The sequence below is a fragment of the Oerskovia sp. Root918 genome (genome assembly GCF_001428945.1).
Classification (GTDB): domain Bacteria; phylum Actinomycetota; class Actinomycetes; order Actinomycetales; family Cellulomonadaceae; genus Oerskovia; species Oerskovia enterophila.
In genome coordinates this window covers 292,181-311,974 of sequence record NZ_LMJG01000013.1, presented here as the reverse complement: position 1 = coordinate 311,974, position 19,794 = coordinate 292,181, and the positions used below count along the sequence as shown (strand labels likewise).

Annotated in this window: 15 protein-coding genes; 9 read left to right on the top strand and 6 right to left on the bottom strand. The window is 71.7% G+C overall.

Going from position 1 to position 19,794, the window contains the following annotated elements:
• Positions 1-124 precede the first annotated feature (124 nt).
• The gene (locus ASE27_RS21125; protein ID WP_056650721.1) at positions 125-697 is read left to right on the top strand and encodes a TetR/AcrR family transcriptional regulator; all 573 of its coding nucleotides are present in this window, start codon (positions 125-127) and stop codon (positions 695-697) included.
• A 402-nt stretch (positions 698-1,099) separates the two neighbouring features.
• Here the strand turns inward: ASE27_RS21125 and ASE27_RS12570 are convergent, their stop codons facing one another.
• The 3 genes from ASE27_RS12570 to ASE27_RS12560 form a co-directional block, all read right to left on the bottom strand.
• Complete coding sequence (locus tag ASE27_RS12570; RefSeq protein ID WP_235535434.1) at positions 1,100-5,128, bottom strand: NPCBM/NEW2 domain-containing protein; 4,029 nt, start codon at positions 5,126-5,128, stop codon at positions 1,100-1,102.
• 195 nt (positions 5,129-5,323) lie between these two features.
• Complete coding sequence (locus tag ASE27_RS12565) at positions 5,324-5,956, bottom strand: SGNH/GDSL hydrolase family protein (RefSeq protein WP_056650719.1); 633 nt, start codon at positions 5,954-5,956, stop codon at positions 5,324-5,326.
• Complete coding sequence (locus ASE27_RS12560) at positions 5,953-6,762, bottom strand: FadR/GntR family transcriptional regulator (RefSeq protein WP_082608883.1); 810 nt, start codon at positions 6,760-6,762, stop codon at positions 5,953-5,955. The genes ASE27_RS12565 and ASE27_RS12560 overlap by 4 nt, the downstream gene beginning before the upstream one ends.
• 94 nt (positions 6,763-6,856) lie before the next feature.
• On the opposite strand from ASE27_RS12560, the gene ASE27_RS12555 reads away from it, so the two are divergent.
• The 8 genes from ASE27_RS12555 (at position 6,857) to ASE27_RS12520 (ending at position 18,085) form a co-directional block, all read left to right on the top strand.
• Positions 6,857-8,482: an ABC transporter substrate-binding protein gene (locus ASE27_RS12555; RefSeq protein ID WP_056650715.1), complete on the top strand. Its 1,626-nt coding sequence runs from the start codon at positions 6,857-6,859 to the stop codon at positions 8,480-8,482.
• Between the two features lie 75 nt (positions 8,483-8,557).
• Positions 8,558-9,511 (top strand): ABC transporter permease, encoded by a 954-nt coding sequence (locus ASE27_RS12550; protein WP_139107857.1) that lies wholly within the window; start codon positions 8,558-8,560, stop codon positions 9,509-9,511.
• A gap of 1 nt (position 9,512) precedes the next feature.
• Positions 9,513-11,621: a dipeptide/oligopeptide/nickel ABC transporter permease/ATP-binding protein gene (locus tag ASE27_RS12545; RefSeq protein ID WP_056650714.1), complete on the top strand. Its 2,109-nt coding sequence runs from the start codon at positions 9,513-9,515 to the stop codon at positions 11,619-11,621.
• On the top strand, positions 11,618-12,412 hold the full coding sequence (locus ASE27_RS12540) for an ATP-binding cassette domain-containing protein (protein WP_056650711.1): 795 nt from the start codon (positions 11,618-11,620) through the stop codon (positions 12,410-12,412). The genes ASE27_RS12545 and ASE27_RS12540 overlap by 4 nt, the downstream gene beginning before the upstream one ends.
• 73 nt (positions 12,413-12,485) lie before the next feature.
• Positions 12,486-13,415: a dihydrodipicolinate synthase family protein gene (locus tag ASE27_RS12535; RefSeq protein ID WP_056650709.1), complete on the top strand. Its 930-nt coding sequence runs from the start codon at positions 12,486-12,488 to the stop codon at positions 13,413-13,415.
• Complete coding sequence (locus tag ASE27_RS12530) at positions 13,412-14,500, top strand: ROK family protein (RefSeq protein WP_235535433.1); 1,089 nt, start codon at positions 13,412-13,414, stop codon at positions 14,498-14,500. The genes ASE27_RS12535 and ASE27_RS12530 overlap by 4 nt, the downstream gene beginning before the upstream one ends.
• Positions 14,497-15,222, top strand: coding sequence for an N-acetylmannosamine-6-phosphate 2-epimerase (locus tag ASE27_RS12525; RefSeq protein WP_056650706.1), 726 nt, complete (start codon positions 14,497-14,499; stop codon positions 15,220-15,222). The genes ASE27_RS12530 and ASE27_RS12525 overlap by 4 nt, the downstream gene beginning before the upstream one ends.
• A 316-nt stretch (positions 15,223-15,538) precedes the next feature.
• Positions 15,539-18,085, top strand: a complete 2,547-nt coding sequence (locus ASE27_RS12520) for a sialidase family protein (RefSeq protein ID WP_056650703.1) — start codon at positions 15,539-15,541, stop codon at positions 18,083-18,085.
• 130 nt (positions 18,086-18,215) lie between these two features.
• Here the strand turns inward: ASE27_RS12520 and ASE27_RS12515 are convergent, their stop codons facing one another.
• The 3 genes from ASE27_RS12515 to ASE27_RS12505 all read right to left on the bottom strand — a co-directional run bounded on the left by ASE27_RS12515 (position 18,216) and on the right by ASE27_RS12505 (position 19,777).
• Positions 18,216-18,644 carry a hypothetical protein gene (locus tag ASE27_RS12515; RefSeq protein ID WP_056650700.1) on the bottom strand — a complete coding sequence of 143 codons (429 nt, stop codon included), beginning with the start codon at positions 18,642-18,644 and terminating at the stop codon, positions 18,216-18,218.
• 39 nt (positions 18,645-18,683) lie between these two features.
• Complete coding sequence (locus tag ASE27_RS12510) at positions 18,684-19,163, bottom strand: VOC family protein (protein ID WP_056650697.1); 480 nt, start codon at positions 19,161-19,163, stop codon at positions 18,684-18,686.
• A gap of 116 nt (positions 19,164-19,279) precedes the next feature.
• Positions 19,280-19,777 (bottom strand): heme-degrading domain-containing protein, encoded by a 498-nt coding sequence (locus ASE27_RS12505; RefSeq protein WP_056650694.1) that lies wholly within the window; start codon positions 19,775-19,777, stop codon positions 19,280-19,282.
• Positions 19,778-19,794: the final 17 nt, after the last annotated feature.

The following is a 19,794-nucleotide window of genomic DNA, read 5'->3' as shown; positions in this document are numbered from 1 at the left end:
GTTGTCCTGGACGAGAGTCACGGGAGCGTCCTTTCACGTACGAGGACGGCTGGGGCGGCGCTGTGGCGCCGGACTGCCAACCGTCCAGACGGTATAGTAACCGTCCGGTCGGTACACTTTCAAGATGCCGCCGCCCCCCGCCGCTCGCGCCAAGGTCCTCGAGGCCTTCGCCACCCTGCTCGTGACCCAGGGAGAGCGCGCGACCACGCTCGACGCGGTCGCCGCCGAGGCCGGCGTGTCCAAGGGCGGCCTGCTCTACCACTTCGGGTCCAAGGTCGCGCTGGCCGAGGGGCTCATGGAGCACCTGCGAGACCTCACGGCCGCCGACGTCGACGCCATGCGCACAGCCCCCGCAGGCCCGGTGGACTACTTCATCCGCACGTCGGCCGACTCCGACAGCGACTTCGAGCTCGTCTACGTCGCGGTCTCGCGGCTCGCTCAGGGCAGCTACCCGCAGGCACGCGCCGCGCTCGACGACGCGCACGACGCCTGGGCCGGGGCCGTGCTCGAGGTCGTCGGCGACCCTGTGCTGACCCGCGCGATCATGCTCATCGGCGACGGCCTCTACGCCCAGGCGAGCGAGCACTTCGCGAGCGGCGCCTCGCCCGCGAACGCGGCGACGCCCCAGGGCGGGTCGATCGACGACCTGCTCGCCCTGATCGACCAGATGATCGCGCTGCGCGCACAGCACGCCTGAGGACGCCGGGCCCGGCCGGCCACAGGCAGGCGGCGCGTCGCCGTCGGGCAGGGCGCTCCTTCGTCGCCGGACATGCGAGAGGCGCCGTTCGCCCCCAGTGGCAACCGGCGCCTCTCCCTCCCGCACACCTCTATGCGGTACCCCCGCCCTGCGAGCAGCGCGGGGGATTCCCTCGTGCCTCGCCCGGGGCTCCCACGGTCCGTAGCGTGGTGCGTCCGGTACGACGACGGTCAGGGGGCCCGAGGGCCCACGAGCCAGTCTCCACTGTCTCGGCCCTGACCGCCAGGGTGACACGAGGCCGGAGGTCGGTTCGCACCGACCTCCGAGCAGCGGCAAGGCGTCCGGGGACGCCGTCGGTCGAGCCTCGGCCCGCCCGGCGGCGTCCCCGTCCCCCTCGTCAGGTCAGCCGACCCCGCCGTACGCGACGGTCCGGTCGACGCTCACCTTCTTCCCGTCCACGGTCCTGGTCACGGTGACCGTGACCTCACCCGCGGGGATCGTCGCGGCCCGAGCGTTGAAGCTCTGGCTCGCACTCTTGCCCGGCAGCACGCCGACGAACGACTTGGTGCCGAAGGGCGTCGTGACGGCGACGTCGACCGGGACGTCCTCCTCGTTGACGGCGCGCACCGACAGGAGCACCGAGGCGCCGCTGCGCTTGGCCGAGGCCTCGGCCGAGAAGGCGATCTCCGGGGCAGGCTCGGCGCACGTGAACCTCGCGTCGCCCCACACGCCGTGCGCGCCGTTGATGGCGCCCGGGCTCGTGGGGTCGACGACCAGGTCGATGTACTGGGCCCCCGTGACGTCGACCGAGACCTGCTCGGTCGGGAAGCCCGCCTGGAACGTGGTGCCCTGGTACCGGTTGGCGCCGTCGACGTCCACCTTGAAGATCACCGACCCCTTGAACGGGTCCTCGAGCCCGACGTCCGCGGTGAACGCCGTGCACTGCCCGCCGAGGTAGTACGTGACCTTCGACGCCGCGTGGACGCCCAGCCCCTTGGTGTAGGTCTTCTTGAGCTCGGGCGTCGTGTTGATGACGAGCGGCTTGTCCGGAGAGGAGGCCGAGTCCTTGTTGGCGACGTCCTTGCCGATCACGCCGTAGCCGTTGGTCGCCGACGTCCACGTGAGGTCGGAGGCCCAGACCGTCCCCTGCGGCGCCTCCGGCAGCCCGAGCGTGGCGACCTTCATCGCGAACAGCTTGGCGTTGGTCTGCACCGGGAACGTGACGGACCGCAGCTCCTTGGCCGGGTTGAGGATCACGGTGTCGGAGTAGACCTGGTACTTGTACGTCGGGTACTCGTACCCCGCCGGGTTGTTCTTGTTGTTGCGGCCCTGGCTCGCGACCGCGACGCTCGACCCGTTCAGACCGCCCTGGAGCAGCCAGTTCGGGAAGAAGAACGACTGCTTGGACGTGGTGCCGTCCGCGTAGGTGATGGTCACCTCTGGAGTGACGCCAGCCCCGGCGGACGCCGAGCCGAGGAACGCGAGGTGCGTCCCCTTGCCCGAGAGCGCGACCGTCTGACCGTCGAGGGCCATCGAGTTGGCGACGCCCGGCGCTGCCGCGGGCCACGTGTACTCGATGGTGTCCTCGCCGCTCGTCACGGTCAGGGGTTCGCCCCACGTGGCCCCGGCGGCCGCGAGCGCGTCCTCCGAGAACGAGGCTCCCCCGCCGTCGAAGTTGCCGGCGTCCTTGGTCGCGAGCGACGTGACGGACACGTGGTTGAAGGCTGCCGCCAGGGTGCCGTAGGCGACGTAGAGCTGGTTGGCCCCCGCCACCGTGCGCTCGTCGCCCGCCGCGTCGCGGTAGGTCGCACGCGCACCCACGGTCTGCTGCCCGGCCGCGGACCCCGCGGCCGGCGAGACCACCACGCGGGCCGTCACGCTCGCCCCCGGCGCGACCGAGGCCGCCGTCGTCCCGGTGCTGCTCACGAGCGTCCACCCCTGAGGGAGGACGGGTTCGATCGCCAGGTCGGTCTTGGCCTTGGTGCCGGTGTTGGTGAAGGTGAGCTCCGCCGTCGTCTCCTGCCCCTGGAAGACCTGGGCCGCGAGGCCCACGGTCACCGAGGCACGGCCCGCGTCGGAGTCCTTGCCGCCGACCGCGCTGGTCCCGGCCAGGACGACGGTCGCCGAGGCGTCGGACGAGATCGCGCCGAGCTTGACGCGGACCACACCACCCGGTGCCGACGCGTCGTAGAACCATCCCGTCGCGACGGACTCGAGGGCCGCCGCGTCGGCGACCTGCGTGAGCGCCGCTCCCCCGACCGTGACACCCGAGGGCGCCGAGCCGGTGTGGACGTCGAGCAGGTACGGGCGCGCCGCAGCCTTGCCCGCGTAGTCCCCGACCCGCTCGCCGACCGTGACCGTCACGTCACCACCGTCCTGCTCGGGGGCCGAGACCGTGAGCTCCTGGGACGCCGTCGCGTCGTCCTTGTAGGCACGCGTGAGCTTGTCGTCCTCGTACAGCGTGAAGCTCTCGTCGCCCTGGGGGTAGACGTCGAGCGTGATCGCCGAGTCCTCGGGCACGAGCGACGCGTTGCGCGCCACCAGGCCCTGCGGGACGACCGCACCCGCCCGCACGAACACGGGCAGCGTGTCGAGCGGGGCGCTGTACCCGTTGAGCACGCGACCGCCGTCGAGCACGTCGCCCGTCCAGTAGTCGACCCAACGCCCCTCGGGCAGGTAGATCCCGTTGCGGATCTCCGAGTCGGAGAACACGGGCGCGACGAGGAAGTCCTCGCCGAGCAGGAACTCGTTGTTCGCCTCGGCCCCGTAGGACATGGGGTCCTGCGGGTACTCGAGCGCGAGCGAGCGCATCATGGGCGTGCCCGTCTCGTGGGACCCGGCCGCGAGCGTGTAGATGTACGGCATGAGCCTCTGCCGCAGCTGGAGGTACTTGCGGTTGATCTCGGTGGCCTCGTCGCCGTAGAGCCACGGGCGCTTGTCGACCGACGCCCAGCCGCTCATCGAGTACAGGGCCGGCGCGAAGGCCTTCCACTGCAGGTCGCGCACGTAGGACTTCGTCGACCCACCGAAGATCCCGTCGACGTCACCCGTGCTGAACGCGAGCCCCGAGTTCCCGGCCCCCGTGAGCGCCGAGATCTGCCAGCGCACCGCGTCGAGGTTGCCCGAGTGGTCACCCGTCCACTGCATGCCGCACCGCTGCGACCCCGCCCATCCCTCGACCATGAGGGACGTGCCGCGCGCGTCCGAGTAGTCCTCGAAACCCTTGTAGGCGGACTCGCAGCCCGTCAGCGCCATGCGGTAGCCGTTGCCGACCCACGCGACGTCGAGCTTGCGCATGCGCACGCCCGCCTCGCCGACCTCGTACTCCTGGTTCGTGAGCGACCGCTGGGTCCACAGGCCCGTGACCAGGTCCGAGTCCTCGGCGATCTGGGCGACCGTCTCCGGCAGGTCCTGGTACTCGCAGCCGTAGCCGTCGTTGACGAGCATCCAGCCCGCCGGCATGTCGTTCTCCTTGAAGCGCGCGGCCGTGATCGCCGCCTGCGGCGTCTTCTGCTTGATCCCCTCCGGGTCGCCGAAGCCCGACGACGAGTACGTGGGGTTGGAGCGGTTGTAGCAGTCGGCGTCCCCGTACTCGAGGGCGTAGACGGGCGGCATGAGGGGGCGGCCCGTGAGCTGGGTGTACCCGTCGAGCGCGCCCTTGTAGTCGCCCACGAAGTAGTAGGCGTCGAAGCGCCGCTCCTCGTGGGTCGTCGTGGCCTCGTCGGTGAAGGCGTAGGTCCCTCGGGCGAACGTGTTGCGCAGCGCTCCGTAGCCGTTCGACGTCATGTAGTACGGCACCGCGTTGGGGTAGCCGTCGTCGTCCCAGTCGAAGTTCCGCGCGATGTTGATGGTCGCGCCCGTGTGGATCGAGCGGCCGTTCTGCATGCCGCCGCCGAGGAACTGCTCGTCCGACGCCGTGCGCAGGTGCTGGGTCGCGGACGAGGCACCGAACGAGAGGGGCGCCGACTCGTCCCAGACGACCGAGCCGTCGGCCCGCACGAGCGTCATGCGGCCCGTGGCCTTGTCGATCTTCAGCGTGACCTTCGCGGTCGCGAGCGTGATGGTCGCGCCGTCGGTCACGGTCGGGGTGGCGCCTGCGAACTCGTCGAGCCCGACGACGATGTTCGCCGTGCGCGTCGCGTCGCCCTGGGGCGTGTTCGCCGGGTCGGAGAACGTCCCCGAGGGGTCGGCCTCGACGCGCAGCGTCTCGTCGTCGAGGAACGTCACACGGTAGGCGCCGGTGCCCGCCGTGAGAGTCACCTTGTTGGCGACGGCCGTGACCTGCGTGATCGCCCCGAGCGGCTTGCCCGCCGCGTCCACGGGGACCTCGGGGGTCACGGGCTTGGGGGCGGCGTTCGCTGCCGCGAGCGAGGTCGCTGCCGGCGCGGCGGGCGCCGCGCCGGCAGGGACGGAGACGAGGCCTGTGCCCACGAGCGCCAGAGCGGCGATCGAGGCAGCGAGGACTCGGGATGAAGGCGGTGCGCCGCGACGGGGGGTCGCGGGGCGGCGCTGTACGACCGGTTTCATTGAGCTCCCTTGCCTAATGACTGGTTGTGCGTGTTTTAGCCTTGAACCACGCACTAAGAATCAGCCACCTCGGCGTCGGAGGCAAGAGATACGGAAGTACTAGCGCAGATGTACAACTTTCAACCAGGCCTCGGCGAGGAGGTCGTGGCCCGCGGGCGTGGGGTGGACTCCGTCGTACGCCCACGCCTGGGGACCCAGCCCGCTCGTCGCGACGGCCTGGGCGAAGGGCCCGTCGGTCGCCACGAGCGGCAGGCCGTAGGACTCGGCGAGCCGGCGCACGACCTGGATCTTCGGGTCGAGGTCCTCGCGCCAGCCCCACTGCTCCGGGCGCACGGGCACCAGGAACGGCTCGACCAGGACGAGCGCCGCCCGCGGCGCACCGGCGAGCGTGCGGTCGAGCAGGTCGCGATACCCGGCCTCGAAGTCCTCGGCACTCGTCTCGTCGCCCGCGTCGTAGCGGCGCCAGGTGTCGTTGATGCCGATCTTGATCGAGACGAGGTCGGGCTCCAGCGCGAGGACGTCCTGGTCCCAGCGCGCCTGGAGGTCGACCACCCGGTGGCCACCCACCCCCCGGTTCAGGACCGTGACGCCGCGACGCCCGCACACGCCCGCGACACGGGCCGCATAGCCGTGCCCCAGGCCGAACTCCCCCTCGGCGAGGCGACCCGCGTCGGTGATCGAGTCACCGATCAGCACGACCCGCGAGCCCGGGCCGAGCGACGGGCCGCTCATGCGACACCGCCCCGCACACCCTGGGACTCCTGGGCACCGGCGGCCGTTGCCGCGGCGACGCGCCCCTCCTCGACCGTCGAGGCCATCTGAGTGAGCGCGTCCCGGAGGGGCGCGTAGTGCGCGACGACGGCGTCGCGGTAGGCCTCGGCGTCCCCGGCCTCGGCAGCGCGGAGCATGGCCCCGTGCGCCTTGGCCGTGAGGTCGATCTGGTCGGGGGCCGGCAGGCCGAGCTTGGGCGAGACGACCTGGTGCACGTCCCAGAAGGCGGTGCCGAGCTGGGCCACCAGGAAGTTGTCGAGGTGGGCGAGCAGGTGCGAGTGGAACGCGCGGTCCTCCTCGAAGAAGTCCTCACCCGCGCGCGCCTTGCGCTCCATCTCCGCGACGAGCCGCTCGAGCTCGGGGTTCCTGCTCCCGGCCATCTCCGTGACGATCTGCTCGGCCATCGAGATGTCGAGCGCCTGGCGGACCTCGACGACCTCGCGCAGCGCCGAGAAGTCGTCCCCCGGGATCAGGACCCCGCGGAAGACGAGCCCCTCGACCAGCGGCTTGAGCGAGAGCTGCCCCACGTACGTGCCGTACCCGTGCCGCACCTCGACGATGTCGAGCGCCGCGAGCGTCCGGATCGCCTCCCGGACGTTCGACCGGCTGACGCCGAGCAGCGAGCACAGCTCGGCCTCGGTGGGCAGCAGGTCACCGGGCCGCAGGTGGGCCCGCAGGATGTACTCCTTGATCTGCTCCGTCGTCGTCGGGGGACGAACCCCCTGTCGAGCGAATCCCCCATGATCCACGGGATCGGTAGCTGTCATGCGCCTTGACCTCCTCAGGAATTGCCTCTACCGTTCAACCCTACCAGCGTCAGACATCAGACGTCCTATATCTGGAGAGTTCATGGCTACCTCGATGGCGAATAGCACGAACGCGACCGACACCTCTCGCCGCAGCTTCCTCAAGCTCGCCGGAGTGATCGGCGCCGGAGCAGTCCTGGCGAGCGCGGTCGCCGCCTGCGGCGGACCTGCGTCCACCTCGGCCGACCCGCAGACCACCCCCGCCGGCAGCGGGGCCAAGCCCAACCTCGACGGCACGATCGAGGCCGGCATCTCGTACGCCCTGTCCACGGGCTTCGACCCCATGACGACGTCGGGCGCCGTGACCATGGCCGCCAACTGGCACGTCCTCGAGGGGCTCGTCGAGCTCGACCCCGCAGCCCGCACGCCCTACGCCGCGCTCGGCAAGGAGCTGCCCAAGAAGATCGACGAGACCACCTGGGAGGTCACGCTCCGCGACGGGGCCACCTTCCACGACGGCTCCCCCGTCACGACCGACGACGTCGTCTTCAGCTTCAACCGCGTCCTCGACCCGGCGAACGCCTCGCTCTACTCCCAGTTCCTGCCGTTCCTCGCCTCGGTCGCGGCCAAGGACGACAAGACGGTCACGTTCACGCTCAACTACCCGTTTGGGCTGTTCGTCGACCGCGTCTCGGTCGTCAAGATCGTCCCGAAGGCCATCGTCGAGGCCGACCCCAAGGCGTACGACTCGCTGCCCGTCGGCACCGGCCCGTACAAGCTCACGAGCGCCACAGTCGACGACAAGATCACGTTCGAGCGCTTCGACGCGTACAACGGTTCGCGCCCGGCGCTCGCCAAGGCCATGACCTGGAACCTGCTCTCCGACGCGGCCGCCCGCGTGACCGCGGTCGAGTCGGGTCGCGTCCAGTCGATCGAGGACGTGCCCTACCTCGACGTCGAGCGCCTCTCCAACGCCGTCACGGTCGAGTCGGTCCAGTCGTTCGGCCTGCTCTTCATGATGTTCGACTGCACCAAGGCGCCGTTCACGGACAAGCGCGTGCGCCAGGCGTTCTTCCACGCGCTCGACATGGACAAGATCATCAGCACGGGCCTGCTGGGCAACGCGACCGCGGCCACGAGCTTCCTGCACAAGGAGCACCCGTCCTACGTCGAGGCCGGCACGGTCTACACGTACGACCCGGCCAAGGCCAAGAAGCTCCTGACCGACGCGGGCGTGAGCGACCTGTCGATCACCCTCCTGACGACCGACACGAGCTGGGTCAAGGACGTCGCCCCGCTCATCAAGGAGGACCTCGACGCGGTCGGGATCTCCACGACGCTCGACATCGGCCAGTCCGGCGGCCAGTACAAGAAGGTCGACGACGGCCAGCTCGAGGTCATGGTCGCCCCGGGCGACCCGTCGGTCTTCGGCAACGACCCCGACCTCCTCCTGCGCTGGTGGTACTCGGGCTCGGTGTGGCCGGTCAAGCGCTACCGCTGGGCCAGCACGCCCGAGTTCGCCGAGGTCACGCGCCTGCTCGACGCGGGCGCTGCCGAGCAGGACGCGACCAAGCAGAAGAAGACCTGGGGCGAGATCTACGACATCCTCTCGGACGAGGTCCCGCTCTACCCGCTGCTGCACCGCAAGCTCCCCACGGCCTGGGAGGACTCCGCGCTCACCGGGTTCAAGCCCATCCCCGTCACGGGCCTGTCCTTCCTGGACGTCTCCCGCACCGCCTGACGTCCCCGTGTTCCGGGTGGCGGCGGCGCCCCTCCCTGCGCCGCCGCCACCCACCCCGACCCCGAGGAGTACCGCGTGACCGCGCTCCTACGACTGACCGGACGACGTCTGCTCGCCCTGCCCGTCATGATCCTGGGCATCACCCTGCTCGTCTTCGTCGTCATGCAGTTCGCGCCCAGCGACCAGGCGACCAACGCCCTCGGCGAGTCCGCCACGGACGCGGCCAAGGAGGCCTATCGCGCCGCGAACGGTCTGAACGACCCGATGCTCGTGCAGTACGGCAACTTCCTCGCCGGCCTCGTGCGCGGCGACATGGGCATGACCGTGCCGCCCTCCCAGCCCGTGAGCGAGCTCATCTCGAACGCGTTCCCGCTCACCCTCCAGCTGACCTTCATGGGGCTGGCGATCGCCGTCGTGCTGGCCCTGGTGCTCGGCGTGAGCGCCGCGCTCTACCGCGACCGGTGGCCCGACCAGGTCATCCGCGTCCTGTCGATCGCGGGCGTCGCGACGCCGTCCTTCTGGCTCGCGATCCTCCTCATCCAGCAGTTCTCGCTGCGCCTCGACTGGTTCCCCTCGGGCGGCTACACGAATCCCGCGGACGACTTCGGGATGTTCCTCGCCTCGATGTTCCTGCCCGCGCTCTCCCTCGCGATCCCCGTCGCGGCGTCGCTGACCCGCGTGGTCCGCACCGCCATGGTCGAGGAGCTCGACCGCGACTACGTGCGCACCGCGATCGGCTCGGGCCTGCCCCGCGGCGTCGTCGTGGGACGCAACGTCCTGCGCAACGCGCTCATCACGCCCATCACGGTGCTGGGCCTGCGCGTCGGCTACCTCATGGGTGGCGCGGTGATCATCGAGGTCATCTTCGACCTGCCCGGGATGGGCAAGCTCATCCTCAACGGCGTGACCGCGAGCGACACGGCCCTGGTGCAGGGAGTGACGCTGACCGTCGCCCTGACCTTCGTGGTCGTCAACATCCTGGTCGACCTCCTCTATCTCGTCGTCAACCCTCGAATCCGGACGGTGTGACATGCGTCGGAAGCTGACAGAACGACTGTCCCGCCCGGGTCTGCGCCTCGCCGCTCTCCCCCTGGGCTCCAAGATCGCCCTGGCGTTCGTGCTCCTGGTCGCGCTCCTGGCGATCTTCGCCCCGCTCGTCGCGGCCTACGACCCGCTGCAGTCGGGCACCCCGGCCCAGCCGCCCTCGGGCGAGCACTGGTTCGGCACGGACCGCACGGGTCGCGACATCTTCTCGCGCATCGTCTACGGTGCTCGCTACTCGCTCGTGATCGGCCTGGGGGCCACTGCCGTGGCCCTGGTCGCCGGTGCGATCCTCGGCTCGGTCGCCGCGACGGCCCACAAGGCCGTGAGCGAGACGCTCATGCGCATCCTCGACATCATCATGGCCTTCCCGGGCATCGCCCTGGCCGTGGTCTTCGTGGCCGTGTGGGGCAAGTCCCTGCCGGTCCTCATCTTCACGATCGCGTTCCTCTACACCCCGCAGATCGCCCGCATCGTCCGCGCCAACGTCCTGAGCCAGTTCGGCGAGGACTACGTGTCGGCCGAGAAGGTCATCGGGGCGCGGACGTCGTTGATCCTGATGAAGCACGTGGCCCGCAACTGCATCGCCCCGATCATGGTGTTCGCGACCGTCCTGGTCGCCGACGCGATCGTGTTCGAGGCGAGCCTGTCGTTCATCGGCGCGGGCGTGCAGGACCCCGAGCCCTCGTGGGGCAACGTCATCGCCTACGGGCGCAACCTGCTGCTCAACGGCGGCTGGTGGGCGACGTTCTTCCCGGGCATGGCGATCCTCCTGACGGTCCTCTCGCTCAACGTCCTGTCCGAGGGCCTGACGGACGCGATGGTCCGCCCCGCGGCCCGCAAGCCGGCCGAGGCTCGTGCCGCGGCCGCTGCGTCCGAGGACGCCGCGCACGCCACGGACCCGCTCACGGAGCCCGACGCCGACGCTCCCCTCGAGTACTCGGGTGCGGCCGACCTGCGCGAGCCTCGCGTGCTCGACGAGCTGGTCGCGGACACCTCGGTCATCCCCGACCCGCAGCTCGCGGTCGCGGCGGCCGCCGCCCAGCGCGAGGCCCTCGCGGTCCAGCTCGAACGCCTGCGGGTGGCCGAGCGCGAGCGCTCCGACCGCCTGGTCTACACGGGCGACGCCGCTCCCCTGCTCGAGGTCAAGAACCTCTCGATCCGGTTCCCCGAACGGCACGGCGACGTGGCGGTCGTGGACGACATCAGCTTCGCGGTGCGCCCCGGGGAGACCATGGCGCTCGTGGGCGAGTCGGGCTGCGGCAAGTCGCTCACGAGCCTCGCGGTCATGGGCCTGCTGCCCGCTTCCGCGCAGGTCACGGGCGAGATCCTCCTCGACGGCGTGGACCTGCTCACGGCGACCCCGGCCCGCCGGAACGCTCTGCGCGGCCACGAGATGGCCATGGTCTACCAGGACGCGCTCAGCTCGCTCAACCCGTCGATGCTGATCCGCACCCAGATGGCGCAGCTCGTCAAGCGTGGCGGGACGCGCACCGCGGTCGAGCTCCTCGAGCTCGTGGGCCTCGACGCCCAGCGCACGCTCAAGAGCTACCCGCACGAGCTCTCGGGCGGCCAGCGCCAGCGCGTGCTCATCGCGATGGCACTGACCCGCGACCCACACCTGGTCGTGGCCGACGAGCCGACCACGGCCCTCGACGTCACGGTCCAGAAGCAGGTCGTGGACCTGCTCAACGAGCTGCGCGACGAGCTCGGGTTCGCCATGGTCTTCGTGAGCCACGACCTGGCGCTCGTCGCCTCGCTCGCGCACCGCGTGACGGTCATGTACGCGGGCCAGGTCGTCGAGTCGGCCCCCGTGCCGAGCCTGCTCATGAACCCCCAGCACGAGTACACGCGGGGTCTGCTCGGGGCGGTCCTGTCGATCGAGTCGGGCGCCGAGCGCCTGCACCAGATCCCCGGCACGGTCCCCTCCCCGCGCGACTTCGCGACGGGCGACCGGTTCGCGCCTCGGTCCTCCCGACCGCAGGACGCGTTCGTGCCCAGGCCCCCGCTGCGCACGCTGCCGGGGACCGACCACCGCTATGCGAGCCACACGGAGTCGACCGAGAGCGGTCTCCTCGTCCAGGAAGGTGCCCGATGAGCGACGACACGCCCGTGCTCGAGCTGAAGGACGTGCACGTGGTGCACAAGGCCCGCACCGGCAAGCTCTTCCGCCCGGACCGCGTCCACGCGGTCGCCGGGGTGGACATGGCCGTGCGGCGCGGCGAGACCATCGGGATCGTGGGTGAGTCGGGTTGCGGAAAGTCGACGCTCGCGAAGGTCATGGTGGGCCTCCAGGCCCCCACGAGCGGCGACGTGGTGTTCAACGGCCGCAGCGTGCTCAAGCGCAACGCCCGCACCCGCAAGGAGTTCGGGCGCGCGATCTCGATCGTGTTCCAGGACCCGTCGACGGCCCTCAACGGCCGCATGCTGGTGCGCGACATCCTGCGCGACCCGCTCGACGTGCACGGGATCGGCTCGCCGCGCGACCGCGAGAAGCGCGTGTCCGAGCTGCTCGATCTCGTGGGTCTTCCCCAGTCGGCCCTCGACGTGCTGCCGAGCCAGGTCTCGGGCGGCCAGCGCCAGCGCGTGGCGATCGCCCGCGCCCTGGCACTGGACCCGGACGTGATCGTCGCGGACGAGCCCACGTCGGCGCTCGACGTCTCGGTGCGGGCCCAGGTGCTCAACCTGCTGACCGACCTCAAGGCGCGCCTGAACCTCGGGCTCGTGTTCATCTCGCACGACATCCAGACCGTCCGGTACGTCTCGGACCGCATCGCGGTCATGTACTTCGGGAAGGTCGTCGAGGAGGGCACGGCCGAGGAGGTCTTCGACCACCCGACGAACGACTACACCCGGACCCTGCTCGGCGCCGCGCCGACGCTGCTCTGACGGTCCCCCCTCATCCACCCGGTGCCGGGCGGTCGTCCCGCCCGGCACCACCGCACCATCCTTGGAGTCCGCTGTGCCCACCCCGACCACGCCCACCTTCTCCGGCGTCATCCCTCCCGTCGTCACGCCTCTCACGGCGGACGGCGAGCTCGACCGCGCATCGTTCGAGCGCGTCATCACCAGCCAGCTCGACGCGGGCGTGCACGGCCTGTTCGTGCTCGGCTCGTCCGGTGAGGTCGCCTATCTCGACGACGCCCGTCGCTCCCAGGTCATGGAGGCCGCCGTCGAGATCACGGCCGGCCGCGTCCCCGTCATGGCAGGCGTGATCGACCTGACGACGCACCGCGTCGCGGACCAGGTCCGGCGCGCGGTCGACGCGGGCGTCGACGCGGTCGTCGCGACCGCCCCGCTGTACATCCGCACGAACGACGAGGAGATCGAGCGTCACTTCCGCGGCGTGGCCGCGGCGAGCGACCTGCCGTTGTTCGCGTACGACGTCCCGGTGTGCGTGCACTCGAAGCTCGACCTGGACATGCTGGTGCGACTGGGCACCGAGGGCGTCATCGCAGGCGTCAAGGACTCGAGCGGCGACGACGTCGGCTTCCGCCGCCTGGTCGCGGCGAACCGTGCCGCCGGCAGCCCGCTGCGCCTGTTCACGGGTCACGAGGTCGTGGTCGACGGCATGCTGCTGCTCGGCGCCGACGGCGTGGTCCCCGGCCTCGGCAACGTCGACCCGGCGGGCTACGTGCGCCTGTGGGACGCGGCGCAGGCCGGCGACTGGACCGCGGCGCGCGACGAGCAGGACCGGCTCGCGGCCCTCTTCGAGATCGTCTTCCAGCCTCGCGGCTACAGCGGCGGCGCGAGCGGCCTCGGCGCGTTCAAGACCTCGCTCCAGCTCCTCGGCCTGATCGAGTCCAACGTCATGACGACGCCGGCCCCCGCCCTGGAGGGCGAGGTCGTCGACCAGATCAAGGTGATCCTCGCGGAGGCCGGGCTGCTGTGACGAGCTCCCCGATCAGCCACCGCACCGCCGTCGGGATCGACCTGGGCGGCACCAAGATCGCCGCCGGGCTCGTGCGCGACGACGGCACGGTCCTCGCCCGGGCCGGGGTCCCCACCCCTGCCCGGGAGGGGGCGGCCGCGATCCTCGACGCGGTCGCGCGCCTGGTCGGGCTCGTCCTGCCCGACGGCGCCGACGCGCCCGGGTCATCCGGCTCGCCCGACCTCCTGGTCGGGGTGGGCATCGGCTCGGCCGGGGTGATCGACTCGGGCCGCGGGACCGTGGTCTCGGCGACCGACGCCCTCACGGGCTGGGCCGGGACCGACCTCGCGGGCGGGGTCGCGGCGCGGCTCGCGGCCTCCGGCAGCCTCGCGGCGCGCCTGCCCGTGCTCGCCGAGAACGACGTGCACGCCCACGCGCTGGGCGAGCACTGGCTCGGCGCGTGCGCGGGGACGCGCACCGCGCTCGTGGTCGCCGCGGGCACGGGGGTCGGCGCGACGCTCCTGCTCGACGGCTCGCCCCAGCACGGCGCCCGGCACGTCGCGGGGCACCTGGGGCACCTTCCCGCGGCCGAGGCCGCAGGGCTCGCGTGCACGTGCTCACGCACGGGCCACCTCGAGGCCGTCGGGTCAGGTCCCGCGCTGCACGCGCTCTACCTGCGGCTCGGCGGCGACCCTGCGCACACGACGGCACGAGCGGTGTGCGAGGTCGCCGACGTCGACACGATCGCGCGGCACGCGGTCGTCGTCGCGGCGACCGCGCTCGGTCGCACGGTCGGCGGCGTCGCGAACATGCTCGACCCGGAGGTCGTCGTGGTCAGCGGCGGGCTCGCCGGGGCCGGGGCGCTCTGGTGGGACACCATGAGCGCCGCGCTCGCCTCCGAGCTCATGCCTCCGCTCGTAGGTCTGCCCGTGGTCCCGGCCGTGCTCGGCGGGGACGCTGCGGTCCTCGGTGCCGCCCGGCTCGCGCTCGCCGCGCACGACCGGACCCGTGGCGGTGCCACCGCCCTCCCGCACGACCCCGAGGTCGGCCTCGACCTCGTCACCGCTGTCCCGTCCGCCCCCTCGGCTCCCCGGAGGAACTCGTGACCGACCGCTCGTCGACACCGCCCGGCACCCCCGCCCAGGACCCCTTGATCGCCCTGCGCGGCGGGCTGGTCGTCTCGTGCCAGGCCTACCCGGGCGAGGCCATGCGCGACCCGCGCACCATGACCCAGGTCGCGCTCGCCGCGGTCGAGGGTGGTGCGGCGGGCATCCGCGTCCAGGGCATCGCCGACATCGAGCACGTCACGCGTGCGTTCGCGGAGCGCAGGATCACGGTGCCCGTCACGGGGCTGTGGAAGGACGGGTCCGACGGCGTCTTCATCACCCCGACCCTGCGCCACGCGGTCGCGGTCGCCGAGGCCGGCGCGACGATCGTCGCGATCGACGGGACCCGCCGCCCGCGTCCCGACCGCCTGAGCCTCGCGGGCACGGTCGCCGGGCTGCGCGAGCACACGTCCGCCCTCGTCATGGCCGACTGCGGGAGCCTCGACGACGCGCTCGCGGCCCTCGACGCCGGGGTCGACGTGGTCGGCACCACGTTGTCGGGGTACACGGGCGAACGTCCCCGCACCGACGGGCCCGACCTCGAGCTGCTCGCCGAGCTCGTCGACCGCCTCGACCTGCCCGTGATCGCCGAGGGCCGCGTCCACTCGCCCGCCCAGGCCCGGTCCGCTCTCGACGCGGGCGCGTGGGCAGTCGTCGTGGGGACCGCGATCACGCACCCCACGAGCATCACGGGATGGTTCGTCGACGCGCTGATGCGCTGACGCCCCCGCTCCTCCCGCCCGAACCCGCCCCGTCCTGGGTCGTCCGCACCGCCGCCGACGCCCCGGGCCCAGACCGGACGCCCTCACCAGCACCACGGGTCGCGACGACCACGACGGTCCCGCACCCTCCCGCCCGACGCACGCTCCGCCGTCGGGCACCTCGCACCAGGAGCACCACAGACCGGACCCCCGCACCCGACTCGGTGCCGAGGCGGAGGTCCGCGCAGTGCTCTCCCCGCGCCCCGGGGCAGGCACAGCACCCGCAGGACCGCACCGTGCACCAAGAGCTCTGACCCGACGAAGCCAGGAGTATCTGATGCCACTGCACCCTTCCACCCCAGCGACCCCGCCCGACCCGCGCTCACCGGCGTGCGCCCGCCGCCGCGGGTCGCGCACGGCCCTCGCGGCCGGGCTGTCCCTGCTCCTCGTGGCGCCGGCCGCGAGCGCCCAGGCGTTCGACCCGTTCCCGCCCGCCGCGACCGACGGGCCGGGGACGTTCTCCGAGCAGACCCTCGCGGTCGGCGGCACGGGGGGCTACGCGAACTACCGCATCCCCGCCCTCACCACGACGAACGACGGCACGATCCTCGCCTCGTACGACGGGCGCCCGTTCAACGCGGGCGACGCCCCGCAGCCCAACTCGATCCTGCAGCGCGTGAGCCGTGACGGCGGCGCGACCTGGGAGCCCACGACCGTCGTGGCCGCGGGGTACGGGACGAACTCTTCCCCCGACAAGTACGGGTTCTCGGACCCCAGCTACGTCGTGGACCGCGAGACCGGCACCATCTTCAACTTCCACGTGAAGTCCTTCGACCAGGGCTTCGGCGGGTCGGCCACGGGCATCGACCCGACCAACCGCCAGATCCTGCACGCCGCGGTCAGCGTCTCCGAGGACGGGGGCGAGACCTGGGAGGGCCGCGTCATCACCGAGGGCGCCAAGGACCCGTCGTGGGCCGGCATCTTCGCGGCCTCGGGCGAGGGCATCCAGCTGCGCTACGGCGAGCACGCCGGACGCCTGGTCCAGCAGTTCACGGCCCGCACGGGCGGGACCTACAAGGCCTACAGCGTCTACTCCGACGACCACGGCGCCACGTGGCAGCACGGCGAGGCCTTCGGCACGGGCATGGACGAGAACAAGTCGGTCGAGCTCTCCGACGGGCGCGTCATGATGAACTCGCGCGACTCGGCGGGCAGCAAGTACCGCAAGATCGCGTTCTCGAGCGACGGCGGGCACACCTACGGCCCCGTCACGCTCGACCGCCAGCTCCCCGACCCGACCAACAACGCGTCGATCTCGCGCCTGTACCCCGACGCCCCCGAGGGCTCGGCCGAGGCGAAGATGCTGCTGTTCAGCAACTCCAACAGCACCACGGGCCGCGAGAACGTGACCGTACGTCTCTCGTGCGACGACGGTGCGACCTGGCCGGGCTTCCGGGTCGTCAACCCCGGGTCGGGCGCCTACTCGACGCTCTCGCCGCTCGGCGACGGGCGCTTCGGGCTCCTGTACGAGACGCAGGGCATGAACGCCATCTCGTTCGCGAGCTTCGACCAGGCGTGGCTGAACGCGACGTGCGCCTCGACCGTCGTGCCGGACACGACCGTCGCGACGGGCGCCACGGTCCAGGTCCCCGTCCGCGTCACCAACCAGAACCAGGCGCCGCTGGCCGCCTCGCGCCTGACGATCGACGCCCCCGTGGGCTGGAGCGCGACGACGGTCGACGTGCCGGCGCTCGCGGTCGGCGAGACCGCCACGGTGCAGGTCGCGCTCACGGCGTCCGCGACCGCTGCGGCGACCACGGCTGCCAACCCCGTCCGTGTCCAGAGCGTCCTGACCGCGGCCGACGGCACGCAGGCGCGTGCGTACGGCTACGTGACCGTGACCGGCGGCCCCGCGGGGGGAGCCGTGACCTCGCTCGCGGTGTTCGGGAAGTACACGACCGACCGTGACGTCGCGACCCAGCCGTACACGGTCGGCGAGCGCGTCCCCTACTCGTTCCGCGTCTACAACACCGGGACCACGGCCTACCGCTCGACCGCGACGGGCAACCTGACGAACCTCTCCCCGGGCTGCAACTGGAGCAGCCTGCCCGCGGGCGGCACCTACCTGTGCGCGCTCGCGTACCGCGTGGTGACGGCAGGCGACCTCGCGGACGGCTTCTTCGTCCCCGAGACCCGCTGGTACATGAACGCGGACCAGGCCTCGTCGGTCTCTCTCACGGGCGAGCCCGTCGACCTGGTCGACCGCCGTCCCTCGCTCGCGGTGACGGTCGGCGAGCCCACGGTCGAGGACACCGACGGGACCGGCTCGGTGAACGCGGGCGACGTCGTGGTCAACCAAGTCACGGTGCGCAACACCGGCAACGTGCGGCTGACGGGCGTCGGGGCCACGGGCCTGTGCACGCTGCCCGAGCTCGCGGCAGGAGCCGAGGCCTCGTGCGGCACGGTGCGACGCACCCTCACCGCGGCGGACGTCGCGGCAGGCTCGCTCGCGGGCCGGACCGTCACGGTGGACGCCGTGAACGGCGACCTCGCCGTGACCGGACGGGTCGACGTGGCGCCCTACGAGCTGCCCACGACTCCCGTCTCCCCCGTGGCCGTGGACGTCGCCGCGAGCGCCCAGTGCGTGGCGGGCAAGGTCCAGCTCACGGGCCGCGCGGTCAACGCCGGGGACGAGGCGGTGGACGTCACGATCCGCACGAGCGCGGGCTCCAAGTCGTTCGCGGGCGTGGAGGCCGGGCGCAGCGCGTCGCAGCGGTTCGCGACCCGTTCCGCCTCGGTCACGGCCGGCGAGGTCGCGTTCGACGTCATGGCCGGTGGGTCGACTGCGACCCTCGTCGCACCCTACGACGCGACGTCGTGCTGATCGGCGGCTGATCCGCGACTGATCCACCTCGGGGTGCGGCGCCCTGCCTGGCGCTGCACCCGCACCACAGACCTCGGCCCTCGTCCCCATGCCGGTGGGGACGAGGGCCGAGCCTCGCGCGGCACTGTCGCTAGGAGAGCACCACGACGACGACCGTCGCCCACCGCAGGTCGTCGAGGTAGACCCGGACGCGTGGCGAGTCGTCCTCCTCCGCCGCGACGACGACCCGCAACGAATCGTCCGTGGCCTCGAGGACGATCCTTCCGTTCCCGCCCTCGAACCGGCCGTCGAACACCAGGCTCAGGTCGGCAACCAGCGAACGCGGCGCCTTCGCGTCGAAGACGACGACCGTCACGGGGCCGTCGACGGCGCTCCGGACGATGACGCAGAGCGAGTCACCGTCGTGGTGAACGGGCCCGCCCGTGGGGTCGAACGTCTCGTGGACGGACTTGCTCCCGTCCTCGGCGACCACCAGGAGCCCTTGCTCGAAGAACGCGTCGAACGACGCAAGGAACCTCTTCTTCCCGAGAAACGTCCTCGAGAGGATGGTCGATCGCACAGAAGCGCTCCGCTCGTCCGGGCCTCGGGCACGACTGCCTCAGGCTCCCGGGGCATTCTCCCCTGCGAACGCAGCCCGCAGCGCGGGCATCTCGAGCTTGATCATCTGCATCATGACGCCCATCATCCGCGCCACGGCCTCCTGGTCGTCGGACTGAGCGAGCTCCTCGAACTCGACCGGCACGACCTGCCACGACAGCCCATAGCGGTCCTTGAGCCAGCCGCACTGCGACTCGGTGCCGCCGCCCGAGAGCAGGGCGTCCCAGTAGCGGTCGACCTCCGCCTCGTCCTCGCAGCGCACGATGAACGAGACGGCCTCGCTGAACGGGAACAGGTGGTCGGGGCCGCCGTTGATGAGGTTGAAGGGCTGCCCCTGCAACGTGAAGTCGATGGTGACGAGTGTGCCGTCGGGCATCCTCAGGGAGTCACCGACGGTGCTGTCGGGGAACACCGAGGTGTAGAAGGCCACGGCCTCCTCGAGTCCTCCGTTGAACCACAGGCTCGGGACGATCGGTCTCATCGCACTCCTCCTCCCGCGCGGCGCGCGGTGCGTCGCGCTCTTCAGGTTCGACCGGCAGGGACCGGCGAACTCATCGGTCGGCGCACCCGGTCAGGCGCGGCGGCGCGGCGGGCGCGTCAGGCGGCGGTCCGCAGGAACGTCCGCAGGGCCTCGACCACGAGCAGGTGGTCGTCGCGCTGGGCCAGGCCGGACACGGTCACGACGCCGATCACCCCGACGCCCTCGACCCGCAGCGGGAAGGCCCCGCCGTGGGCCGCGTACTCCTGGAGCGACAGCTCGTGCTGCGCCGTGAACGTCGTCCCCCTGGCCTTGGCGCGCAGCCCCATGAGGTACGACGACGCGCCGAACCGCTCGACCACGCGCACCTTGCGCTGGACCCAGGTGTCGTTGTCGGGCGTGGTGCCCTCGGTCGCGGCGTGGAAGACCTGCTGCGGCCCGCGGCGCACGTCGATCGTGATCGGCAGCGACCGCTCCGCGGCGAGCTCGACGAGCAGGCAGCCGAGCCGCCACGCGTCGTCGTGCGTGAAGCGCGTGAGCACAAGGTCGCGTTCGTGCTGCTCGGCCTCGGCGACGAGGCGGGCGAGGTCGGGGTTCTCGGGCTGGTCGTGAGTCATGGCGTCAGCCTGGCACG

Excerpts from the sequence above, each read along its gene's own strand:
- ASE27_RS21125 (WP_056650721.1), top strand. The coding sequence starts at position 125 with ATGCCGCCGCCCCCCGCCGCTCGCGCCAAGGTCCTCGAGGCCTTCGCC.
- ASE27_RS12565 (WP_056650719.1), bottom strand. The coding sequence starts at position 5,956 with ATGAGCGGCCCGTCGCTCGGCCCGGGCTCGCGGGTCGTGCTGATCGGT.
- ASE27_RS12560 (WP_082608883.1), bottom strand. The coding sequence starts at position 6,762 with ATGACAGCTACCGATCCCGTGGATCATGGGGGATTCGCTCGACAGGGG.
- ASE27_RS12555 (WP_056650715.1), top strand. The coding sequence starts at position 6,857 with ATGGCGAATAGCACGAACGCGACCGACACCTCTCGCCGCAGCTTCCTC.
- ASE27_RS12545 (WP_056650714.1), top strand. The coding sequence starts at position 9,513 with ATGCGTCGGAAGCTGACAGAACGACTGTCCCGCCCGGGTCTGCGCCTC.
- ASE27_RS12540 (WP_056650711.1), top strand. The coding sequence starts at position 11,618 with ATGAGCGACGACACGCCCGTGCTCGAGCTGAAGGACGTGCACGTGGTG.
- ASE27_RS12520 (WP_056650703.1), top strand. The coding sequence starts at position 15,539 with ATGCCACTGCACCCTTCCACCCCAGCGACCCCGCCCGACCCGCGCTCA.
- ASE27_RS12510 (WP_056650697.1), bottom strand. The coding sequence starts at position 19,163 with ATGAGACCGATCGTCCCGAGCCTGTGGTTCAACGGAGGACTCGAGGAG.
- ASE27_RS12505 (WP_056650694.1), bottom strand. The coding sequence starts at position 19,777 with ATGACTCACGACCAGCCCGAGAACCCCGACCTCGCCCGCCTCGTCGCC.